At 74.1% G+C, this 16,990-nt stretch carries 17 protein-coding genes and 1 pseudogene; 7 read left to right on the forward strand and 11 right to left on the reverse strand.

The annotated features are described in order from the left end of the window. Window positions 1-424 precede the first annotated feature (424 nt). Window positions 425-1,555 carry a class I SAM-dependent methyltransferase gene (locus tag VK640_14865; GenBank protein ID HTE74462.1) on the forward strand — a complete coding sequence of 377 codons (1,131 nt, stop codon included), beginning with the start codon at window positions 425-427 and terminating at the stop codon, window positions 1,553-1,555. A 28-nt stretch (window positions 1,556-1,583) separates the two neighbouring features. On the opposite strand, the gene VK640_14870 is transcribed toward VK640_14865, so the two are convergent. After that, the gene (locus VK640_14870) at window positions 1,584-4,076 is read right to left on the reverse strand and encodes a winged helix-turn-helix domain-containing protein (GenBank protein HTE74463.1); all 2,493 of its coding nucleotides are present in this window, start codon (window positions 4,074-4,076) and stop codon (window positions 1,584-1,586) included. A gap of 85 nt (window positions 4,077-4,161) precedes the next feature. Here VK640_14870 and VK640_14875 point away from each other — a divergent pair, with 85 nt between their 5' ends. Next, window positions 4,162-5,229 carry an alpha/beta fold hydrolase gene (locus VK640_14875; protein ID HTE74464.1) on the forward strand — a complete coding sequence of 356 codons (1,068 nt, stop codon included), beginning with the start codon at window positions 4,162-4,164 and terminating at the stop codon, window positions 5,227-5,229. 533 nt (window positions 5,230-5,762) lie between these two features. Here the strand turns inward: VK640_14875 and VK640_14880 are convergent. Further along, the gene (locus VK640_14880; protein HTE74465.1) at window positions 5,763-6,884 is read right to left on the reverse strand and encodes a crosslink repair DNA glycosylase YcaQ family protein; all 1,122 of its coding nucleotides are present in this window, start codon (window positions 6,882-6,884) and stop codon (window positions 5,763-5,765) included. Between the two features lie 63 nt (window positions 6,885-6,947). Then, window positions 6,948-7,520: a PadR family transcriptional regulator gene (locus VK640_14885; protein HTE74466.1), complete on the reverse strand. Its 573-nt coding sequence runs from the start codon at window positions 7,518-7,520 to the stop codon at window positions 6,948-6,950. 190 nt (window positions 7,521-7,710) lie between these two features. On the opposite strand from VK640_14885, the gene VK640_14890 reads away from it, so the two are divergent. Then, window positions 7,711-8,586, forward strand: coding sequence for an alpha/beta hydrolase (locus VK640_14890; GenBank protein HTE74467.1), 876 nt, complete (start codon window positions 7,711-7,713; stop codon window positions 8,584-8,586). Between the two features lie 13 nt (window positions 8,587-8,599). Here the strand turns inward: VK640_14890 and VK640_14895 are convergent, their stop codons facing one another. Beyond that, a complete protein-coding gene (locus VK640_14895; protein HTE74468.1) occupies window positions 8,600-9,496 on the reverse strand; it encodes a sulfotransferase in 897 nt (298 codons plus the stop codon). A 75-nt stretch (window positions 9,497-9,571) separates the two neighbouring features. Between VK640_14895 and VK640_14900 the strand changes: the two genes are divergently transcribed. Then, the gene (locus VK640_14900; protein HTE74469.1) at window positions 9,572-9,724 is read left to right on the forward strand and encodes a hypothetical protein; all 153 of its coding nucleotides are present in this window, start codon (window positions 9,572-9,574) and stop codon (window positions 9,722-9,724) included. Between the two features lie 33 nt (window positions 9,725-9,757). Here VK640_14900 and mscL read toward each other — a convergent pair whose 3' ends face one another. From mscL to VK640_14920, 4 genes are all read right to left on the reverse strand, one after another. After that, a complete protein-coding gene (gene mscL, locus VK640_14905; GenBank protein HTE74470.1) occupies window positions 9,758-10,207 on the reverse strand; it encodes a large conductance mechanosensitive channel protein MscL in 450 nt (149 codons plus the stop codon). Window positions 10,208-10,267: 60 nt separating this feature from the next. Beyond that, a complete protein-coding gene (locus VK640_14910) occupies window positions 10,268-10,942 on the reverse strand; it encodes an SAF domain-containing protein (protein HTE74471.1) in 675 nt (224 codons plus the stop codon). 19 nt (window positions 10,943-10,961) lie between these two features. Then, window positions 10,962-11,798: an S-methyl-5'-thioadenosine phosphorylase gene (locus VK640_14915; protein HTE74472.1), complete on the reverse strand. Its 837-nt coding sequence runs from the start codon at window positions 11,796-11,798 to the stop codon at window positions 10,962-10,964. Window positions 11,799-11,863: 65 nt separating this feature from the next. Further along, window positions 11,864-12,295, reverse strand: coding sequence for an FmdB family zinc ribbon protein (locus tag VK640_14920; protein ID HTE74473.1), 432 nt, complete (start codon window positions 12,293-12,295; stop codon window positions 11,864-11,866). Between the two features lie 192 nt (window positions 12,296-12,487). Here VK640_14920 and VK640_14925 point away from each other — a divergent pair, with 192 nt between their 5' ends. Continuing rightward, window positions 12,488-13,159 (forward strand): cyclase family protein, encoded by a 672-nt coding sequence (locus tag VK640_14925; GenBank protein ID HTE74474.1) that lies wholly within the window; start codon window positions 12,488-12,490, stop codon window positions 13,157-13,159. A 210-nt stretch (window positions 13,160-13,369) separates the two neighbouring features. Here VK640_14925 and VK640_14930 read toward each other — a convergent pair. Together VK640_14930 and VK640_14935 are read right to left on the reverse strand one after the other, a co-directional pair. After that, window positions 13,370-13,729 (reverse strand): annotated as a pseudogene (locus tag VK640_14930) (methyltransferase domain-containing protein). 25 nt (window positions 13,730-13,754) lie between these two features. Then, window positions 13,755-14,681, reverse strand: a complete 927-nt coding sequence (locus VK640_14935; protein ID HTE74475.1) for a cation diffusion facilitator family transporter — start codon at window positions 14,679-14,681, stop codon at window positions 13,755-13,757. A gap of 155 nt (window positions 14,682-14,836) precedes the next feature. Between VK640_14935 and VK640_14940 the strand changes: the two genes are divergently transcribed. After that, entirely contained in the window at window positions 14,837-15,469 is a 633-nt protein-coding gene (locus tag VK640_14940; protein HTE74476.1) for a hypothetical protein, read from the forward strand. A 35-nt stretch (window positions 15,470-15,504) separates the two neighbouring features. Here the strand turns inward: VK640_14940 and VK640_14945 are convergent, their stop codons facing one another. After that, window positions 15,505-15,867: a metalloregulator ArsR/SmtB family transcription factor gene (locus tag VK640_14945; protein ID HTE74477.1), complete on the reverse strand. Its 363-nt coding sequence runs from the start codon at window positions 15,865-15,867 to the stop codon at window positions 15,505-15,507. A gap of 136 nt (window positions 15,868-16,003) precedes the next feature. Here VK640_14945 and VK640_14950 point away from each other — a divergent pair. Further along, window positions 16,004-16,990 (forward strand): NAD(P)-binding protein (locus tag VK640_14950; GenBank protein HTE74478.1); only part of this gene is annotated, 987 nt, incomplete at its 3' end.

The following is a 16,990-nucleotide window of genomic DNA, read 5'->3' on the forward strand; positions in this document are numbered from 1 at the left end:
CCAGTGAGCCGTTCGGAGGGGCGCCTAGGGATGGCGGAAGCTTTGCGTCGTAACCATCAGGGTTTCTTAGCCAGGGGCTCGCGCCGCGGCCTCCGCGTTGCTCAGGCCAGTACTGGCGCCCAGCGGCTGGAGCAACGAACTGCACTTCCGAATTTGCCCCGAGTCACTTCCAGGCGGCTCCGAGGTCGGCGAAGCGCACGCTCAAATGGGGGTCCGGTGGGGGTTTTCCGCATGTCCTACGGGGGCCGGGGGGCCATGATGGGCCACCGCGGAGCCTACGGGGTCTCCGGAGGGCGAGCGCGGCCACTGCACCGCGATCCGTCTCCGGAGCGCCTCCTCGCCTGCCGGCATGGCCGGATCCGGCCATGCGGGCTGGCCGCTTCCGGCGATGCCGTACGTCGCGCCGCCGAGCAGCGTTGTCGGCATGACAACCATCGACCTGACAGGCAACCCGACCCAGCAGTCCGACGACGTCGACGTCTCGCGAGTCGAGGAGCTCGTCGGCCGGCTGCTCGCGTCCTTCACCGGCGGCGTCGAGCTGCTCACGATCGAGCTCGGCCGTCGCGCCGGCCTCTACCAGGCGCTCTCCGAGCACGCCGCCCTCAGCCCGGCCGGTCTGGCCGCGGCGACCGGCATCAGCGAACGGTACGCGCGGGAGTGGCTCGAGCAGCAGGCCGCGGCCGGCTTCCTCGACATCGTGGCCGGCTCCTCGTCGGCCGACCGCAGCTACGCCTTGCCGGCGGAGCACGTCCCGGTGCTGCTCCAGCCGACCCACCCGGCGCACTTCGGCGCCGCCGGTCAGCTGCTGCAGGCGGTCGCTGCCGCCGTACCCGCCGTCGCGGACGCCCACCTGCGCGGTGGGGGAGTCGCCTACGACTCCTTCGGCGATGACCTGCGTGCCGCCATCGCGGCGATCAACCGGCCCGGCTTCGTCCACGGCATCCGCTCGTGGGTGGGTGCGCTGCCCGACGTCGCGGACCGGCTCGACCTCGACGGGGGTGTCGTGCTCGACCTCGGCAGCGGCGAGGGCTGGTCGAGCATCGCGCTCGCCAAGGAGTTCCCGCTCGCGACCGTCGTCGGCGTCGACCTGGACCCGGCATCGGCCGAGGCCGCGCGTCGGCACGCACGGGAGTACGGCGTCGCCGACCGGGTGACCTTCGCGACCGCGAACGCCGCCGACCAGAGCGCTCTCCGGGCCGCCACCGACGGCCGCCCGGTGACGCTGGTGACGGTCTTCCAGGCGCTGCACGACATGGGCCGGCCGGCCGACGCGCTCGCTGCGGTCCGCGGGCTGCTCGATGACGACGGCGCGGTCCTCGTCGGCGACGAGGCCGGCGCCGACGAGCTCGTCGCGCCGGCCGACGAGGACCAGCGCCTCAAGTACGCGATGAGCGTGCTGCACTGCCTGCCCGCCACCACTGCCGAGCACGCCGGCGACCCCAACGGCACGGTGCTGCGCACCGACACCGTCCGCGCCTGGGCGTCGGCCGCCGGCTACCCGGGCGTCGAGGTCCTCGACGTCGAGCACCCCTTCTGGCGCTTCTATCGTCTCTGAGCCCGCCACGGCATCCGCCGCCTGCGCCTCAGTCCGGGGGGATGGCGCCGGCTCCCACGCGGCAGGCCGCGCGGGAGCGGGCGACCACCTCGGCGTCGGACCAGCGCGCGCCGTCGGCCGTCAGCTCGGAGAAGCGCTGGGGCCCGAGTCGTGCCTCGACGCGGCGCATCTCGTCAGCCAGCCGGGCGGCCTCGGCGCCCTGGGGTGCCGCGCCACGCGGCGATGCCGTCAGCGCGCTGTGCAAGCGGGCGGCGTCCTCGTCGGCACCGCGCTGCGCGAGGACCTGGACGAGGTTGCGCAGCGTCGTCCACTGGTGCACGGCAGTTCCTGCCCGTGCCCAATGATCGATGATCTCGGTGAACCCCGCCAGCGACTCTTCATCGGTCGTCGAGCGGGCGCGCAGGCTCACCCAGGACAACCCGGCGACGCCCGTCAGCAACCTGCTGCCGGCACTACGTCCCAGGGCGCGGGCGCGCTCCAGGTAGTCGAGCGCCTGGCCGGGATCGCGCTCTAGCCGGGCCTCGCCCTGCGCGTAGGCCGCCCAGCCGGAAGCCAAGGGAGATCCGGACTGCTGGGCGATCCCGGCCGAGCGCTCGGCCTCGCGCACCGCGTCTGCCGTCCGGCCGAGCGCGGCGCAGGACAGCGCCTGGACCACATGGGCCATGGTGCCCAGCAGCGGGTCGTCGCCGCGCACGGCGAGGTCCGACATCTCCCGTCCCAGCTGCACGGCACGTTCATGGTCACCCCTCACCTGGCAGACCCCGGCCAGGCTGAGGCGGGCCAGGGCGGCGTCACGGACATGGGTGGCCCGGTCGACTGCTCGCTGCGCACCGGCCGTGGCGGCGTCGATGTCGCCCAGCTGCCACCCGGCGACAGCTGCCGCCGCCTGGCAGACGGGCGCGGCATCCGCGTCGAGCGGTTGTGGCATGAGCAGCTCGACCCGCCCCTGCTCCTGCCCGAAGACGAGCAGCGCGCGGGCCAACTCCTCCTTCGCCGTCGCATCGTCGTGGGCAGCGACGGTCAGGCGGGCACGCGGCAGCTCGGGCACCAGCCCCTCGAGGGTGATCATGGCAGCCGCGCCGGCCGGCCCGCGCAGCGCCTCGTCGGCCGCCGAGGCCCCGGACACCACCCATTCCAGATGCCGGCGGTGCACGACGTCGTTGTCCGCGGACTGCTCGAGCTGGTGACGGCCGAAGTCGCGCAGCGGGGCGAGCACGCGGTACCGGGCAGCGAGGCCCCGGTGGTCCACGGTGACCATGGAACGGTCTACGAGGACCGAGAGCAGGTCCGCCGCCGCCCGCTCGTCCTCCGCGCCCGCCAGCCGAGCAGCAGCCGAGGCCTCGAAGGGACCGGCGAAGAGCGACACCCGGTCGAACAGCACCCGGGGCTCCTGGGGGAGCCGGTCGTGGGACCAGGCGATGACGGACTGTGCCGAGTGGTGGCGGTCCGCCCGGCCGATGGCGACGAGCGGGATGGCGTCGCCGAGCTCGTCGAGCAGCGCGCCGAGGCCGACGTGCCGGGCTCGTGACGCGGCCAGCTCGATGCACAGCGGGATGCCGTCCACCATCTCGCAGACGCGCTCCACCTGCGCCAGGTCGAGCGAGTCGACCCAACCGGTGCGATCCAGTGAGGCCGCGCGGTCGAGGAAGAGCTGAATCGCGGCCGAGGAGCCGGCAGTGGACCAGGGGAGCGGTCGGACCGGCCACACCTGCTCGCCGTCGAGGTGCAGGGGGTGGCGACCGGTCGCGAGGACGTCGACACCGCCCGTCGCCTCGACCAGGCGGCGGACCAGGGTGGCCGCGCTGCCGGCCACGTGCTCGCAGTTGTCCACCACCAGCAGAACGTGCCGGCCGGCGAGGGCGTCGACGACGCGATCGACCAGCTCCGTGCCCGGGCGCTGCTGCACGCCGGCCGCGGCTGCAACGGTGGCGACCACGTCGGCGCCGTCGGGCAGCTCGGCCAGTTCGAGCAGCCGTGCCCCGTCGGCATACCGCCGAGACACTCGCGAAGCCAGCTCCAGAGCGAGCCGGGTCTTGCCGATGCCTCCCGGTCCGCACAGCGTCAGCAACCGGGCGCGGCTCAACAGCTCGGACAGGGAGTCCAGCTCCTCGTCGCGTCCGACGAAGGTGCTCGCCATCCGGCGCAACGACCGTCCGGGCAGGGCGGCGACGGCGTCCGGTGAGGCCTCGTCGGTGACCTCTTCCACGTCGCAGACCAGGCGGAACCCTCGCCCGTGCACGGTCTTGATGACGGCTTGCAGCTCGCCGTCGTCTCCCACGGCGCGCCGAGCGTCCTTGATCCGGGTGGAGACAGCCGAGGCGCTGACGAACCGGTCGCCCCAGACGTGGTCGAGCAGCTCCTCCCGCGTGACGACGCGGTCGTGGTGCATCGCCAGGTACGCCAGGACGTCGAGCGCCTGCGGCTCGATCGGCACCGGCTCGCCGGCGCGGCGCAGCTCGAAGCGCGAGCGGTCCAGCTCGTGGCCGGCGAACCGCAGGATGGCCGCCTTGTCGTCTCGCACGGACGCAAGCATCCACCCGCCGACCCGCGCCGGGCGCTGTGGCAACCATGAGGCGGCCGGGCGTGCTCGCTCCTACGCTGGGCGGGTGCGGGTCGAGGACCAGGTCGTGCGCTACGCCGAGGTCGGCGGGCGCCAGATCGCCTGGACCGCCGTCGGTCACGGCCCGGTCCTCGTCATGGGCGGCTGGTGGAGCAGCCACCTGACGCTGGACTGGGCCGACGAGGCGTTCCGGGCGTTCGCCGCCGCGCTGGCCGCGCACCACACGGTGATCCGCTACGACCGGCCCGGCTCCGGCCGGTCCGACCGGCGCGGGCCGGTCCCGGAGACGCTGGCCGGCGAGCTGACCGTCCTCACCGGGCTGCTCGACCACCTCGCGGCCGAGGAGCCCGACCTCGTCGGTGGGCCGGTGTCGCTGCTCGGCGCGTCCGCCGGGTGCGGGGTCGCCGCGGCGTACGCGGCGGAGAACCCCGACCGGGTCGCCCGGCTGGTGCTCTACGGGGCGTACGCCCGGGGTGAAGACATCGCGTCGCCGCAGGCCCGCGCCACCCTGCTGTCCGTCGTCGAGCAGCACTGGGGGCTCGGCTCGCGGGTGCTCACCGACCTCTTCCTGCCCGCTGCGACAGCGGCCGAGCGTGACGCCTTCGTCGACTTCCAGCGCCGGTCGGCGACGCCCGCGACGGCAGCGGCGTCGCTGCGCGCGGTCTACGCGTTCGACTCCACGACCTACCTCCGCCAGGTGCGCCTCCCCACCCTGGTGCTGCACCGGCGCGACGACCGGGCCATCCCGTTCGCCCTCGGCCGGCAGGTCGCGGCGCTGGTGCCGGCATCCACGTTCCTCGAGCTGCCGGGCGAGCACCACTTCCCCTGGATGGGTGAGCCGCGGCCGGTGCTCGACGCCGTGCTCGCCTTCCTCGCCGGCCGGGTGCCGACACCGCGTCGGCCGGCTCGCGAGCGAGCCGGACCGGTGCTCACCGCCCGCGAGCGGCAGGTGCTCGCCCTCGTCGCGCAAGGCCAGACCGACGCGCAGATCGCCGAGCAGCTGCTGCTCAGCCCGCACACGGTGCACCGCCACGTCGCCAACGCGCGGACCAAGCTCGGCGTCCCGACCCGGTCCGCAGCCGCCGCGTGGGCACTGACCAACCAGCTCGGGTAGCCGTGTCAACCGCCGAGGGGCTCTGGTGCGTGTGAGACGCCAGGCGAGCATCCCGGCAGCCGATCCCGGCGCACCGGCGGAGGCGGTCCCGTGCAGCGTCACTCTGACGCGCTCCCGCTGGCGGCCACCGCGACCTTCGACGGCTTCCCCAGCTGGAGCCGGAACCCCTCGGCCAGGACGACGGCGCGGTCGATGGCTCACTGGCTCGCCGGACGCGGGTTCCTGACGGACACGGAGGTGACCTGCGTCGGCACCGGGGGGCATAGCGCCTGGCGGGTGACCGGGTCATTCCGCAAGGGCTCGCCGCTGCCGGCGCGCAAGGGGCTCGGCCTGATGGTTGCGCCGACGTTCCAGCGGCGCGGCACCACCATGTACTCGGCGCCCACACTTGCGGGCAGCTACACCCCTGCTCGACCAGCCGGGCGGCGGCGTGACCGTCATCTGGTCCTGGGTGTTCGGCCCGAAGACCCCCGATCTCGCGGGCAACCAGGTGATGGTCGACGAGATGCTAGCCGGTCTCTCGGGGACAGGGCTCAGACCAGGTCCCGCTGGTCGTCCAGCTCGAGCCCGAGCCAGCGGGCGAGGTCCCTGACCTCGCGGTCGACGGCCATGACCATCGCCTTGCTCCACCGGCCGTCCCGGTGGATGGCGTCGACCTGCAGCACACCGCGGTCGCGGTCGGCGGTGGCGTCGACCTTGCCGACCAGCCGGTCGTCGTAGAGGACCGGCATCGCCCAGTAGCCCCACCGCCGCTTGCCCACCGGCTTGTACATCTCGAGCTGGTAGTCGAACTCGAAGAGCTCGGTCATCCGCTTGCGGTCGTAGACCAGCCGGTCCAGCGGCGACAGCACGGCCGCGCGGCCGCGGAACCGCTCGCCGAGACGGTCGAGCTGCTGCGAATCGACCCGCCACCGTCCACGGACGCCGTCGACGACCGCCTCCTCGCCGGCGCGGCCGACGTGGTTGGGCTCGTTCGGCGTGGCGGTCGCCGTCGACCGGGCGATGCCCAAGGCCCGCAGCCGGCGCTCGTCGCGCTGCCGCACCGCCTCGTCGTACGGCACCGGCTCGTCGTCGGGATAGACCCGCTCGGCGAGGTCCCACAGCCGCTCGCGGCCCTCCCGGCCCGAGCAGGCGATGTCGCCGCAGGCCACCATGTGGTCCACCATCTTGGAGACGTTCTTGTCGTCGGTCCAGCCGCTCGACCGCCACGGCACCACGGTGGTATCGGGCAGCTCACGGATCGGGAGGGGGCCGTCCATCCGCAACCGCTCGATGATGTCGGTGCGGCACTCCTCGTTCGCCTCGAGCCACGCCTCGATGTCCTGCTGCCACGGCGTCAGCTCGCCCGGCCCCGGCCAGGCCGCCATCTCGGCGGTGTGCAGCCGCAGGTCCTCGCGGGGCCGCAGCAGCATGTGCAGCTCGATCAGCAGCTGGTTGTCGATCGCCGAGACGAGCTCGTCGGCGACGTACGACGGACCGATCCTGCTCCACAGCACGAGGTCGGCGCTGGGTGCGACGTGCGCCGTCGGGTCGTTCTGCAGGACCGTCAGGTGCCGGACCACCTCGAGGAGGTCGCTCGGCCGGTCCGCGTCGAGCAGCTGCGCACGCACCGCGATGCGCCGGGCGTCGGTGCGCGAGAGCTGGTGGACCGGCACGGCCGCGACGCTAGTCCCCGGGTCCGACTGGTGGCGGGCCGCGCCGACGTCGGAGCGCGGCGGTCAGGTCGTCGGCTCCGGCGGCCCGTCGGCGAGCAGCAGGTAGAGCGAGCGACGGGCGTCGGTGAGGATCGTTGCGGCGGCGGCGCGCTGCGCGTCGTCGCCGGCCCGGCCGACCTGGCGCGCCGCGTCGGCCAGCTCGTGCATCAATCGGCGCAGGTCGGCGCCCGGCTCCGGCTCCCCGGTGCCGCCGAACGGGTCGGCCCATTCGGCGGAGTGCTCGGCCACGTGCTCGCGGCCGGCGTCGGTCAGGGTGACCAGCCGGCGACCGCTCTCGGCCGTCACGACGACCAGGCCCTCGTCCTCGAGCAGGTTGATCGCCGGGTAGACGGCACCGGGGCTGGGGGCCCACACGCCGCCGGTGCGCTCGGCGATCGCCTGCATGATCTGGTAGCCGTGCATCGGCTGCTCGGCGACGAGCAGCAGCACGGCGGCGCGGACGTCGCCGCGCGGTCGGCGGCCCCGCCCGCCGCGGCGGCGGCGGATCTCGGGCCCGTCGCCGAACGGCGGCCGGTGGCCGCGGGGGTGGTGGTAGCGGCGGCCGTTGCGGCCGCCGCGCTCTCTCAGGTCTCCCATGGGGAGCTCCCTTCGGTTGTACGGGACATTCACGTGACGCTAACGATATATCGTTACTGTTAGCAGAGCAAGCGCTTCGCTTCTCGTCGGCCGTCCGGCCGGTGGGCCGGCCCTTGCCGGGTCACCGGCACCGGACGAGGCTCCGGACAGCGGCTCGGCGCCGACCCCGTCGACCAGGTGCGGAGGCCTCATGTCATCGACCGGCAGCGACACCCTCAACGAGCGGGAGCAGACCGAGGTCGAGCGGGCGAACGCCTCCGGCCACCAGCCGGTCGTCTTCGTCCACGGGCTGTGGCTGCTCGCCAGCAGCTGGGACCGGTGGCGCCGGATGTTCGAGGACGCGGGCTACGCCACGATCGCCCCCGGCTGGCCGGACGACCCGGCGACGGTCGAGGCGGCCCGGCAGGACCCGAGCGCGTTCGCGCACAAGATGGTGCAGCAGGTCACCGACCACTACCACGACGCGATCCGGCAGCTCGAGATCGCACCCGCGATCGTCGGTCATTCGTTCGGCGGCCTGATCGCGCAGAAGCTCGCCGGCGAGGGCGCCTCGGCCGCCACCGTCGCGATCGACCCGGCGCCTTTCCGCGGCGTGCTTCCGCTGCCGGTGTCGTCGCTCAGGTCGGCGGCTCCAGTGCTCGCCAACCCGGCCAACGCCGGACGTGCCGTCGCGCTGACCTTCGAGCAGTTCAGCTACGGCTGGGCCAACGCGCTGCCGGAGGACGAGGCTCGTCGGCTCTACGCCGAGTACCACGTCGCCGCGTCGGGTGTGCCGCTCTTCCAGGCCGCAGCGGCCAACCTCAACCCGTTCACCGAGGCCAAGGTCGACACGAAGAACCCGCAGCGCGGCCCGCTGCTCATCATCTCGGGCGAGAAGGACAACACGGTGCCGTGGGCGATCGCCAACGCGTCCTTCAAGCGCCAGCAGCGCAACCCGGGGCTGACCGAGATCGTCGAGCTGCCCGACCGCGGCCACTCGCTGGTCATCGACCACGGCTGGGCCGAGGTCGCCGAGACCGCCCTGGCGTTCGTCAAGGACCACGGCCAGAGGTCGGAGACCGTCTGACCCGTCGGGTTCGTCAGTACGAGTGCGGCACGTCCAGCACGGCCCGCACCCGCGTGAGGTCGAACGGCTCGCCGAGCCAGTCGAAGAGGCCGCGCAGCACCTCGGGGTCGGCGACCCACTCGTCGTAGTGGACGCGGTACCACGCGTCGCCGCCAAGCTCGTCCAGCGCGGCGACGTACCGCTGCTCCATCGCCTGCAGCTCGCCGCGCGCGTCCGGCCTGCGAGCCCACCACTTGCTCGCGGCGACCTGCGCGAGGTCGCGGGTGTTGAGGACGAACCGCGCGCCGGGGAAGACGGCGCGCATGAAACCGAGCAGCTCGGCCAGCCGCTCCTGCGGCCAGTCGATCTCCTTGAACCCGACGAGCCGGCAGTCCGGCTCCGGCCGCAGCACCGTCTCGAGCAGCAGGGTGCGGATGTCGCGCAGCGCTGTCGGATCCGGGTAGCCGTCGATGCCCCACCAGGGGTGGCTCGGCGGCAGCACCTCGCTGCGCGCGAGCCGGTCGCGGTGGCGGGTCACCGTGTCATGGAACGCGAACAGGTGCTGGACGACGCCGCCGTTCTCGCCGCGGATCGTGATGCCCGGCGTCGCCGAGAGGATGCCCTGCAGGAGCGTCGAGCCGGAGCGGCCGTACGTCAGGACGAAGAGGTAGGCCAGGTCGGTGGGGTCCTGGCCGCTCGCCTGAGCAGCCGCCGCGCGGACCCGCTCGAGCTCGGCGGCCAGGCCGTCGGCCCGCTCCCGCTGCCCGTCGCGGGCCGAGCGGACAGTCTTCGCCCTCTGCCGGGCCTCGTCGCGCTGGCGGCGCATCGCCGCGAGGTCGCGACGGGTCTGCGCGACCGTGCGCTCGCTCACCAGCCCGAGTCGACGGGCCACCCGGCCGGCCAGCCGGCGCAGCGGTCCCGGCAGGGGCACCGGCGGCTCCTTCGGGTTCGGGCGGGCGGCGGGCGGTCGGGTGCTGGATGCTAACGGGCGCCTAGGGTGGACGGCGTGAGCGAGCGGCAGGGATGGGACGACGACCGCGCGGAGGTCCTGCCCGAGCAGACCTCCGACGACACGGACCGAGGCTGGGGCGACCATCCCGACGGTGACGAGCTCGCCGACGACGAGCGGCTGATCAGGGAGAAGCCGCCGCACTGGTGAGCGCGGATGCGCGTCCCCTCGGTGGTGCGCCGGTCAGATCGTCGGTCCGCCGCCGAGGGTCGACCCGGGACCGGTGCTGTCGCCGATGGCGCCGGCGCCGCCCCGCTGCTCGCGCAGCAGGTCGCGGATCTCCTGGAGGAGCAGGATGTCCTCGGTGGGCGTCGCCACCTCCGGTTCCTCGCCGCGCTTGCGCCGCTCCATCAGCTTGTTGACCGGCACGACGACCAAGAAGTAGACGACCGCCGAGACGATGAGGAAGTAGATCAGCGCGTTGATCGTCGAGCCGAGGATCACGGGGCTGTCGTTGATCGTGAAGCCTGCCGACCCGAAGTCGGGGCTGCCGCCGATCGCGCCGATCAGGCCGCCGATGAAGTCGGTGGCGAACGCCGCGATGACCGCACCGAACGCGGTGCCCAGGATTACCGCGACTGCGAGGTCGATGACGTTGCCGCGCAGCAGGAAGTCCTTGAACCCCTTGATCACGTGTGCCTCCCGAGAAGATCGACAGTGGCGGGCACACGCTGTCAGAGATGCGTGGCCTTGTCACCGGCCGCGCAGCACGACGGACAGCCGGTCGGTTACCGCCGCGCCGGCCAGCCTCGAAGCGGTCGCCGCCGAGGTCGAGAGCAGCACCAGGGCACCGTCGCCGGCGATCGCGGTCGCCGACTCGGCCACCCGCGGGACGGTGACGACCCGCACCGCCGACGCGAGCAGGCGGGCGGACTGCGGCCCGCCGTCGCCGGCACCGGGCGATCCCGCACCGAGGACGTCCACGATGTCGCCGGGCCGCAGGAGGGCGACCGCCTCCGGGTCGGCGATCCGCACCGGCACCTGCACGAGACCGGTTGTCGCGTCCTCGACCCGGCCGACCGCCGCCAGCCGGACGTCGGTGATCGCCTCGCCGCGGCGGGCGCCGGACACCAGGGTGCGGCCGAGCGCCTGGTGCCGGTCGGTGACGGCGCCGTCAGGTACGGCTGCCGGCAGGTAGCGCACGGTCGCGAGGTCGGCGTCGCCCAGGCGTGACCCTGCCGGTACGTCGCGCGCGGCGGTCACGACGACGACCGACGGCGCAGCGGGGGGCTCCAGTGCCTGCAGGGCGGCGGCCGTCGCCCCTGCCGCGAGCCCGGACGCGAGCAGCCGGCGGTGCCAACGGCCGGCCCGGACCAGCTCGCGGAGCCAGCGCCCGGACCGGCTCGGCCCGTGGGGGGACGGGATCACCGCGCGGACCGCCCGGCGGTCACGGCAGGTCGAAGGGCAGCCGCTGGCCGTCGAGGACGTGCCGGCAGCCACAGTCGTCGTCCGGGCCGGGCAGCCGGCCGAGGGTGGCGATGAGCAGGTCGCGCACCTTGTCGATGTTCTCGCCGAAGACGCGCAGCACCTCCTCGTGGGTGACACCCTCACCGTGCTCGAGGCCGGCGTCGAGATCGGTGACCAGAGCGGTCGTGGTGAAGCACATCGACAGCTCCCGGGCCAGGCTCACCTCCGGGGCGGCGGTCATCCCGACGACCGACCAGCCCTGTGCCTGGTGCCACAGGGACTCGGCGCGCGACGAGTAGCGGGGCCCGTTGATGACGACGACCGTGCCGCCGTCGACCGCCGGCAGCTCGCCGCCCTGTGCGGCCGCGAGGACGGCCGCCCGGCCCTGAGGGCAGTAGGGGTCGGCGAACGGCAGGTGCACCACGTGGCCTGGCTCGTCGAAGAAGGTGTGCGCCCGTCCCCACGTGCGGTCCACCAGCTGGTCGGGCACCACCACGGTGCCGGCGCCGTGCTCGGCCCTGAGCGAGCCGACGGCGCACGGGCCGAGCACCTGCCGGGCCCCCACCGCGCGCAGAGCCCAGACGTTGGCGCGGTAGTTGACCCGGTGCGGCGGGAAGCGGTGGTCCAGGCCGTGCCGCGGCACGAACGCGATCCGGCGACCGGCCACCTCGGCGATCGTCAGCGGGTCGCTCGGCGCTCCGAACGGCGTGTCCACCTCGACCGTCTCGCCGTCGAGCAGGGAGTAGAGACCGGAGCCGCCGATGACGCCGATGTCGGCCTGCGGTCCGGCGTACGGCTGGGAGGTCTGGCTGGTCATGGGGCAGGAGCGTAACGACGAGGCAGGCGGCGACCGGACCGCCGTCCACACCCGGCGTCAGGCGCTCAGGCGGCGCTGCCGGACGACCCGCTGGAGCTGCTCGAGCGCGACGCCGACGTGGTCGTCCTCGACGAGGAGCCGGTGGAGCCCGAGTCGCTGGAGCCGCCCGAGCTGCCCGAGCCGCCCGAGCCGGACGACGATCCGGCGGCCGGGCCGTCGGACTTCTTGCCGTCGGCCTTCGCCGCCCCGTCGGCCTTCGCCCCGGCGGCGTCCTTGGCGCCGTCCTTCGCGCCGTCCTTGCCCGCGCCGGCGTCCGCCTTCTCACGGCTGTCGGTCCGGTAGAAGCCGGAGCCCTTGAACACGATGCCGACCGAGTTGAAGACCTTGCGCAGCCGCCCGGTGCACTGCGGGCACACCGTCAGCGCGTCGTCGGTGAAGGACTGGACCGCCTCGAAGCCGTGGCCGCACTCGGTGCACGCGTACTGGTACGTCGGCAACGCACGTCCCTTCCGGTCTGGCACTCCAACCTGTCGAGTGCTAATGATGCGGCACGCCTGGCCCGCGCGCAACAACGCCACCCGGTCAGCCGGGTCCGCCGCCCGGCTGGACGGCGCGGCCGCGACGCACATGCACCATCAGCGCGCGGGTGTCCCCTTGACCCAGCGCGACGGCCCCACCGACGCTGACGTATGACCGCTCGCCTCGTCGACCTCAGCCACCGCGTCGAGATGGGGATGTTCACCCATCCCGGCCTGCCCGGGCCGACGTGGGAGGCCTTCCGGTCGCGGGAGCAGTACCGCGAATCCAGCGGCACCGACTTCCAGGTCGACCGGGTCACCCTCGTCGGCAACACCGGCACCTACCTCGACAGCCCGTTCCACCGGTTCGCCGACGGCGGCGACCTGGCCAGCCTGCCGCTGTCCGCGGTCGCCGACCTGCCGGTGCTCGTCGTGGACGCCCGCGGCAGCGAGCGTGGCGTCGGGCCGGACGTGCTGGCCGGGGCGCTGGACGCGGCCGGCGACGCGGTGACCGGCGCCGCCGTCCTGCTGCACACCGGGGGCGACCGGGCGTGGGGCGGCGAGGACTACGCCCGGGACGCGCCCTTTCTCACCGGTGACGGCGCCGGGTGGCTGGCCGAGCGTCGCGCGGCGCTGGTCGGCATCGACGCCGTCAACATCGACGATCTCGAGGACGCCAGCCGCCCGGCGCACACCCGGCTGCTGGCGGCCGGCGTGCTGATCCTCGAGCACCTGACCGGGCTCGCCGATCTCCCGGACAGCGGCGCCCGGCTGCACGCGGCCCCGCCCGCCTGGAGCGGCGTCGGCACCTGGCCGGTCCGTGCCTACGCCCTGGTCGGCTGACGTCAGACCGGCAGGACGGCCCGGCCGATCACGTGCGCGGTCGGCGGGACGCCGCGCTGCCCGCTGAAGCAGAACCGGTGGACGTCGACGACGTCGAAGCCCGCCTCGCCTAGCGAGGCGACCGGGTCGCGGTTGGGGTGACAGCCGCCGGCGGCGCAGGACCCGGCGGACCTCGGCCAGCGTCGCGGCCGGGTCCGGCACCGTGCACATCACCATGGAGAGGACGCCGGCGTCGCAGCTTTCGTCCGCAAGAGGCAGGGCCCCGGACGTCCCGTCCACGACCTCGACCGGCACCGGTGCCGCGAGAGCGAAGCCGCCCGAGTGCTGTCGCAGCGTCGGCTCGGGCTCCACGGCGACGACCCGGGTGACGGTCGCCGGGGAGTGCGCGAAGTTGAGTCCTGACCCGGCGCCGACCTCGCATACCACGCCGGCCAGGTCGGGCAGCAGCTCTCGGCGGTGACCGGTCCCGCCGCGTGTGTCGGCCTTGGGCGCCACCCGGATGTAGGCCTGCGCGAAACGTGGGTTCGGCCGGAACGACCGGCCCTCGTCCTTGGCCGCCCGGTCGTCCATACCGACTCCTGTCCTGTGGTGGCCGTCAGGGGTGGGTCGAGTGCTCGTGCTCGGCGTGCACCTCGCGCTCGAACTGGAAGGTGCTGTGCTCGACGTCGTACTCGTCGGCGAGGCACGTCTGCATCTCGTCCAGCAAGGCCGGCAGGTGGGCGTCGTGGAAGCAGACGTCCTCGACCACGACGTGCGCGGTGAGGACCGGAAGGTTGGCGGCCACCTGGGTGGCGTGCAGGTCGTGCACGCCCCGCACGTGGTCCATCGCGAGCAGCCGGGCCCGCAGCGCGTCGAGGTCGAGCCCGCGCGGCGTCGACTCGAGCAGCACGTCGACGGTCTCGCGCAGCAGCAGCCAGGTGCGCGGCAGGATCAGCAGGCCGATCACCAGTGAGGCGACGGCGTCGGCGCGGTCCCAGCCCAGAGTCGCGATGCAGACCGCCGCCACGAGCACCGCCAACGACCCGAGCGCGTCGTTGACGACCTCGAGGAAGGCGGCCCGCATGTTCATGCTCTGGGACCGCGAGCCGGCGAGCACGGCGATCCCGACCAGGTTGCCGACCAGGCCGACCGCTCCGAAGACGAGCATCGCGCCGGACGCGACCTCGGGCGGGTCGGCCAGCCGCCGCACCGCCTCGACGAGGACGTAGACGCCGACCGCGAGCAGCACCGCCGCCTGGGCCGCCGCCCCCAGCACCTCAGCCCGGCGGTAGCCCCAGGTCCGCCGTGGGGTCGCGGGCCGCTGCGCGAAGGCGGTCGCGACGAGGGCGAGCGCCAGCCCGGCGGCGTCGGTCAGGCCGTGCCCGGCGTCGGCGAGCAGCGCCAGCGAGCCGGAGACGACCGCACCGACGACCTCGGCGAGCAGCACGGTGACGGTGATCGCGAGCACCACGCTGAGGCGCCGGCTCTGCCGCGCGAGGTCACTGCCGCGCTGCTGCTTCGCCTCCTGGTGGTGCTGGTGCACGCTCCATTGTGGACCCGCGCACTCGACACACCGGACCCGCGGCGTGTCCGGTGCGCGGGGCACACGAAGTCGGCTGGAACCGTCCGCTCTCGAGCGCCGCGGCACGATCGGCGCAGCGCCGGCGTTGTCGCAGCACGGTCGTGAGGAGGGGCGCCATGGGTCGGCTGCGGGTGCACGTCGCTCGGAGGGTACGTCGCACCGCGCTGGCCGGGCTCCTCGTCGGCGGGCTGGTCCTGCTGGCCGGCGGCTGCGCCGGCAGCGACGACAGCGCCGGCACCGCAGAGACCGCGGAGACTGCGGAGGCCGGGCCGAGCGCCGGGTCGGTCGGGTCCAGCGGTTCGTCAGCAGCTGCGCCGTCCGACTCGCCGTCCACCTCGCCGTCCTTCTCGTCGCAGTCGTCGTCGGCGTCGGCCGCACCGGCCCGGCGGCCAGGGGTGGTGATCCGGACGGGCGACAGCGCGTACGGCCGGATGCTCTTCGACGGCCGGCGGCAGGCCATCTACCTCTTCGACCGCGAGGGCAGCCCCCGGCCGCGCTGCTACGGGGAGTGCGCCGAGGCCTGGCCGCCCGTCCTCGCCGACGGCCGGCCGCAGGCGACGGGTGGCGTCCGGGACGGGCTGATCGGCACGGTCGAGCGACGCGACGGCTCGGAGCAGGTCACCTACGGCGGGCATCCGCTGTACTACTACGCGCACGAGGGGCCGGGGCAGGTGCTCTGCCACGACATCGTCGAGTACGGCGGCACCTGGCTCGTGGTGACGCCGCGCGGGGAGGCCGCCACAGCCTGACCCGGCTCGACGCGGCTTGCGGCGCCGAAGCTCGGTCAGGCCACCCGGCTGGTCAGGACGGCCGCGATGCCGGCCAGGGCGTCGGGCCGCACGCGGTACCAGGTCCACACACCGCGCCGCTCGCCGGTGACCAGGCCGGCCTCGGCGAGCTTCTTGAGGTGGTGGCTGACGGTCGGCTGCGACAGCCCGAGCAGCCCGGTCAGGTCGCAGGTGCAGGACTCGCCGCTCTCGCTGGCCATCAGCAGGGACAGCAGCCGCAGCCGGCCGGGGTCGGCCAGGGCCTTGAACCGCAGCGCCAGGTCGGCCGCCTCGTCGGAGCTCAGCGGAGCGGTCGCCAGCGGTGTGCAGCAGACGTCGGCAGTGGGCACCGGCTCGAGGAGGGGCAGCGGCTTCGGCATGCGCCCATGGTCTGTTAGAAATCGACGTTGGTCAATCATTGACATCCGTCGATGCCGCGTCCAAGGTGGTCGCTGTATCGAGATCCGTCGATGTCAGAGGCGCGCCCGGGTCCGGCGCCGCAGCGAGGAGGCACCCGTGCAGCAGTCGATCGAGCGGCCCGGCCAGGGAGACCCGGTCCGGCCGGTCGTCGTCATCGGGGCCGGGCCGGTCGGGCTGGCGGCCGCGGCCAACCTGAGGGCGTACGACGTCCCGGTCCTCGTCCTCGAGGCCGGCGACCAGGTCGGCGCGGCAGTGCGGGCCTGGGGCCACGTCCGCACGTTCACGCCGTGGGACCTCCTGGTCGACCCCGCCGCCGACAAGCTGCTGGCGCCCACCGGGTGGAACCGCCCGACGACAGACCGGCTCCCGACCGGTGCGGAGATCGTGCGCGACTACCTCGAGCCGCTGGCCGCGGCGCTCGGCCCGGTCGTGGTGACCGGTGCCCGGGTCCTCGGGGTCTCCCGCGCCGGTCTCGACAAGGCACGCACGCCCGACCGCGGCACCCGGCCGTTCGTCGTTCGGGTGCAGGGCGTCGGCACCGGCGAGGTGACCGACCTCACCGCCCGTGCCGTCGTCGACGCCTCGGGCACCTGGACCAGGCGCAACCCGCTCGGCCGGTCCGGGCTGCCCGCCCTCGGTGAGGCCGAGGCCGTGACGGCCGGCCGGGTGGTCGGCGCGCTGCCCGACGTCCTGGGCGCCGACCGCGACCAGTTCGCCGGTCGCCGCACCCTGGTGGTCGGCTTGGGCCACTCGGCGGCCAACACCCTGCTCGACCTTCTCCGGCTGGCCGAGGAGGTGGCCGGCACCGAGGTCGTGTGGGCGGTCCGACGGGGCGACGTGCAGCGGCTGTACGGCGGCGAGCGACTCGATCAGCTCCCGGCGCGCGGCCGGCTGGGCGCCGACCTGCGCGCGGCCGTCGAGGGCGGTCGGCTCGAGCACCGGACCGGCTTCGGCGTCACCCGGCTCGAGCTCTCGCCGGACGGCAGCACCGTCACGGTCGTCGGCGGAAGCGGCCACGCCGACGGCGGGGACGGCGGGGAGCGGGTCGTAGGCCTGCACCAGGTGGTGGCCGCGACCGGGTTC

This window comes from Actinomycetes bacterium (genome assembly GCA_035489715.1).
Taxonomy (GTDB): Bacteria; Actinomycetota; Actinomycetes; order JACCUZ01; family JACCUZ01; genus DATHAP01.

Excerpts from the sequence above, each read along its gene's own strand:
- VK640_14865 (HTE74462.1), top strand. The coding sequence starts at position 425 with ATGACAACCATCGACCTGACAGGCAACCCGACCCAGCAGTCCGACGAC.
- VK640_14885 (HTE74466.1), bottom strand. The coding sequence starts at position 7,520 with ATGGGAGACCTGAGAGAGCGCGGCGGCCGCAACGGCCGCCGCTACCAC.
- VK640_14890 (HTE74467.1), top strand. The coding sequence starts at position 7,711 with ATGTCATCGACCGGCAGCGACACCCTCAACGAGCGGGAGCAGACCGAG.
- VK640_14915 (HTE74472.1), bottom strand. The coding sequence starts at position 11,798 with ATGACCAGCCAGACCTCCCAGCCGTACGCCGGACCGCAGGCCGACATC.
- VK640_14925 (HTE74474.1), top strand. The coding sequence starts at position 12,488 with ATGACCGCTCGCCTCGTCGACCTCAGCCACCGCGTCGAGATGGGGATG.
- VK640_14940 (HTE74476.1), top strand. The coding sequence starts at position 14,837 with ATGGGTCGGCTGCGGGTGCACGTCGCTCGGAGGGTACGTCGCACCGCG.
- VK640_14945 (HTE74477.1), bottom strand. The coding sequence starts at position 15,867 with ATGCCGAAGCCGCTGCCCCTCCTCGAGCCGGTGCCCACTGCCGACGTC.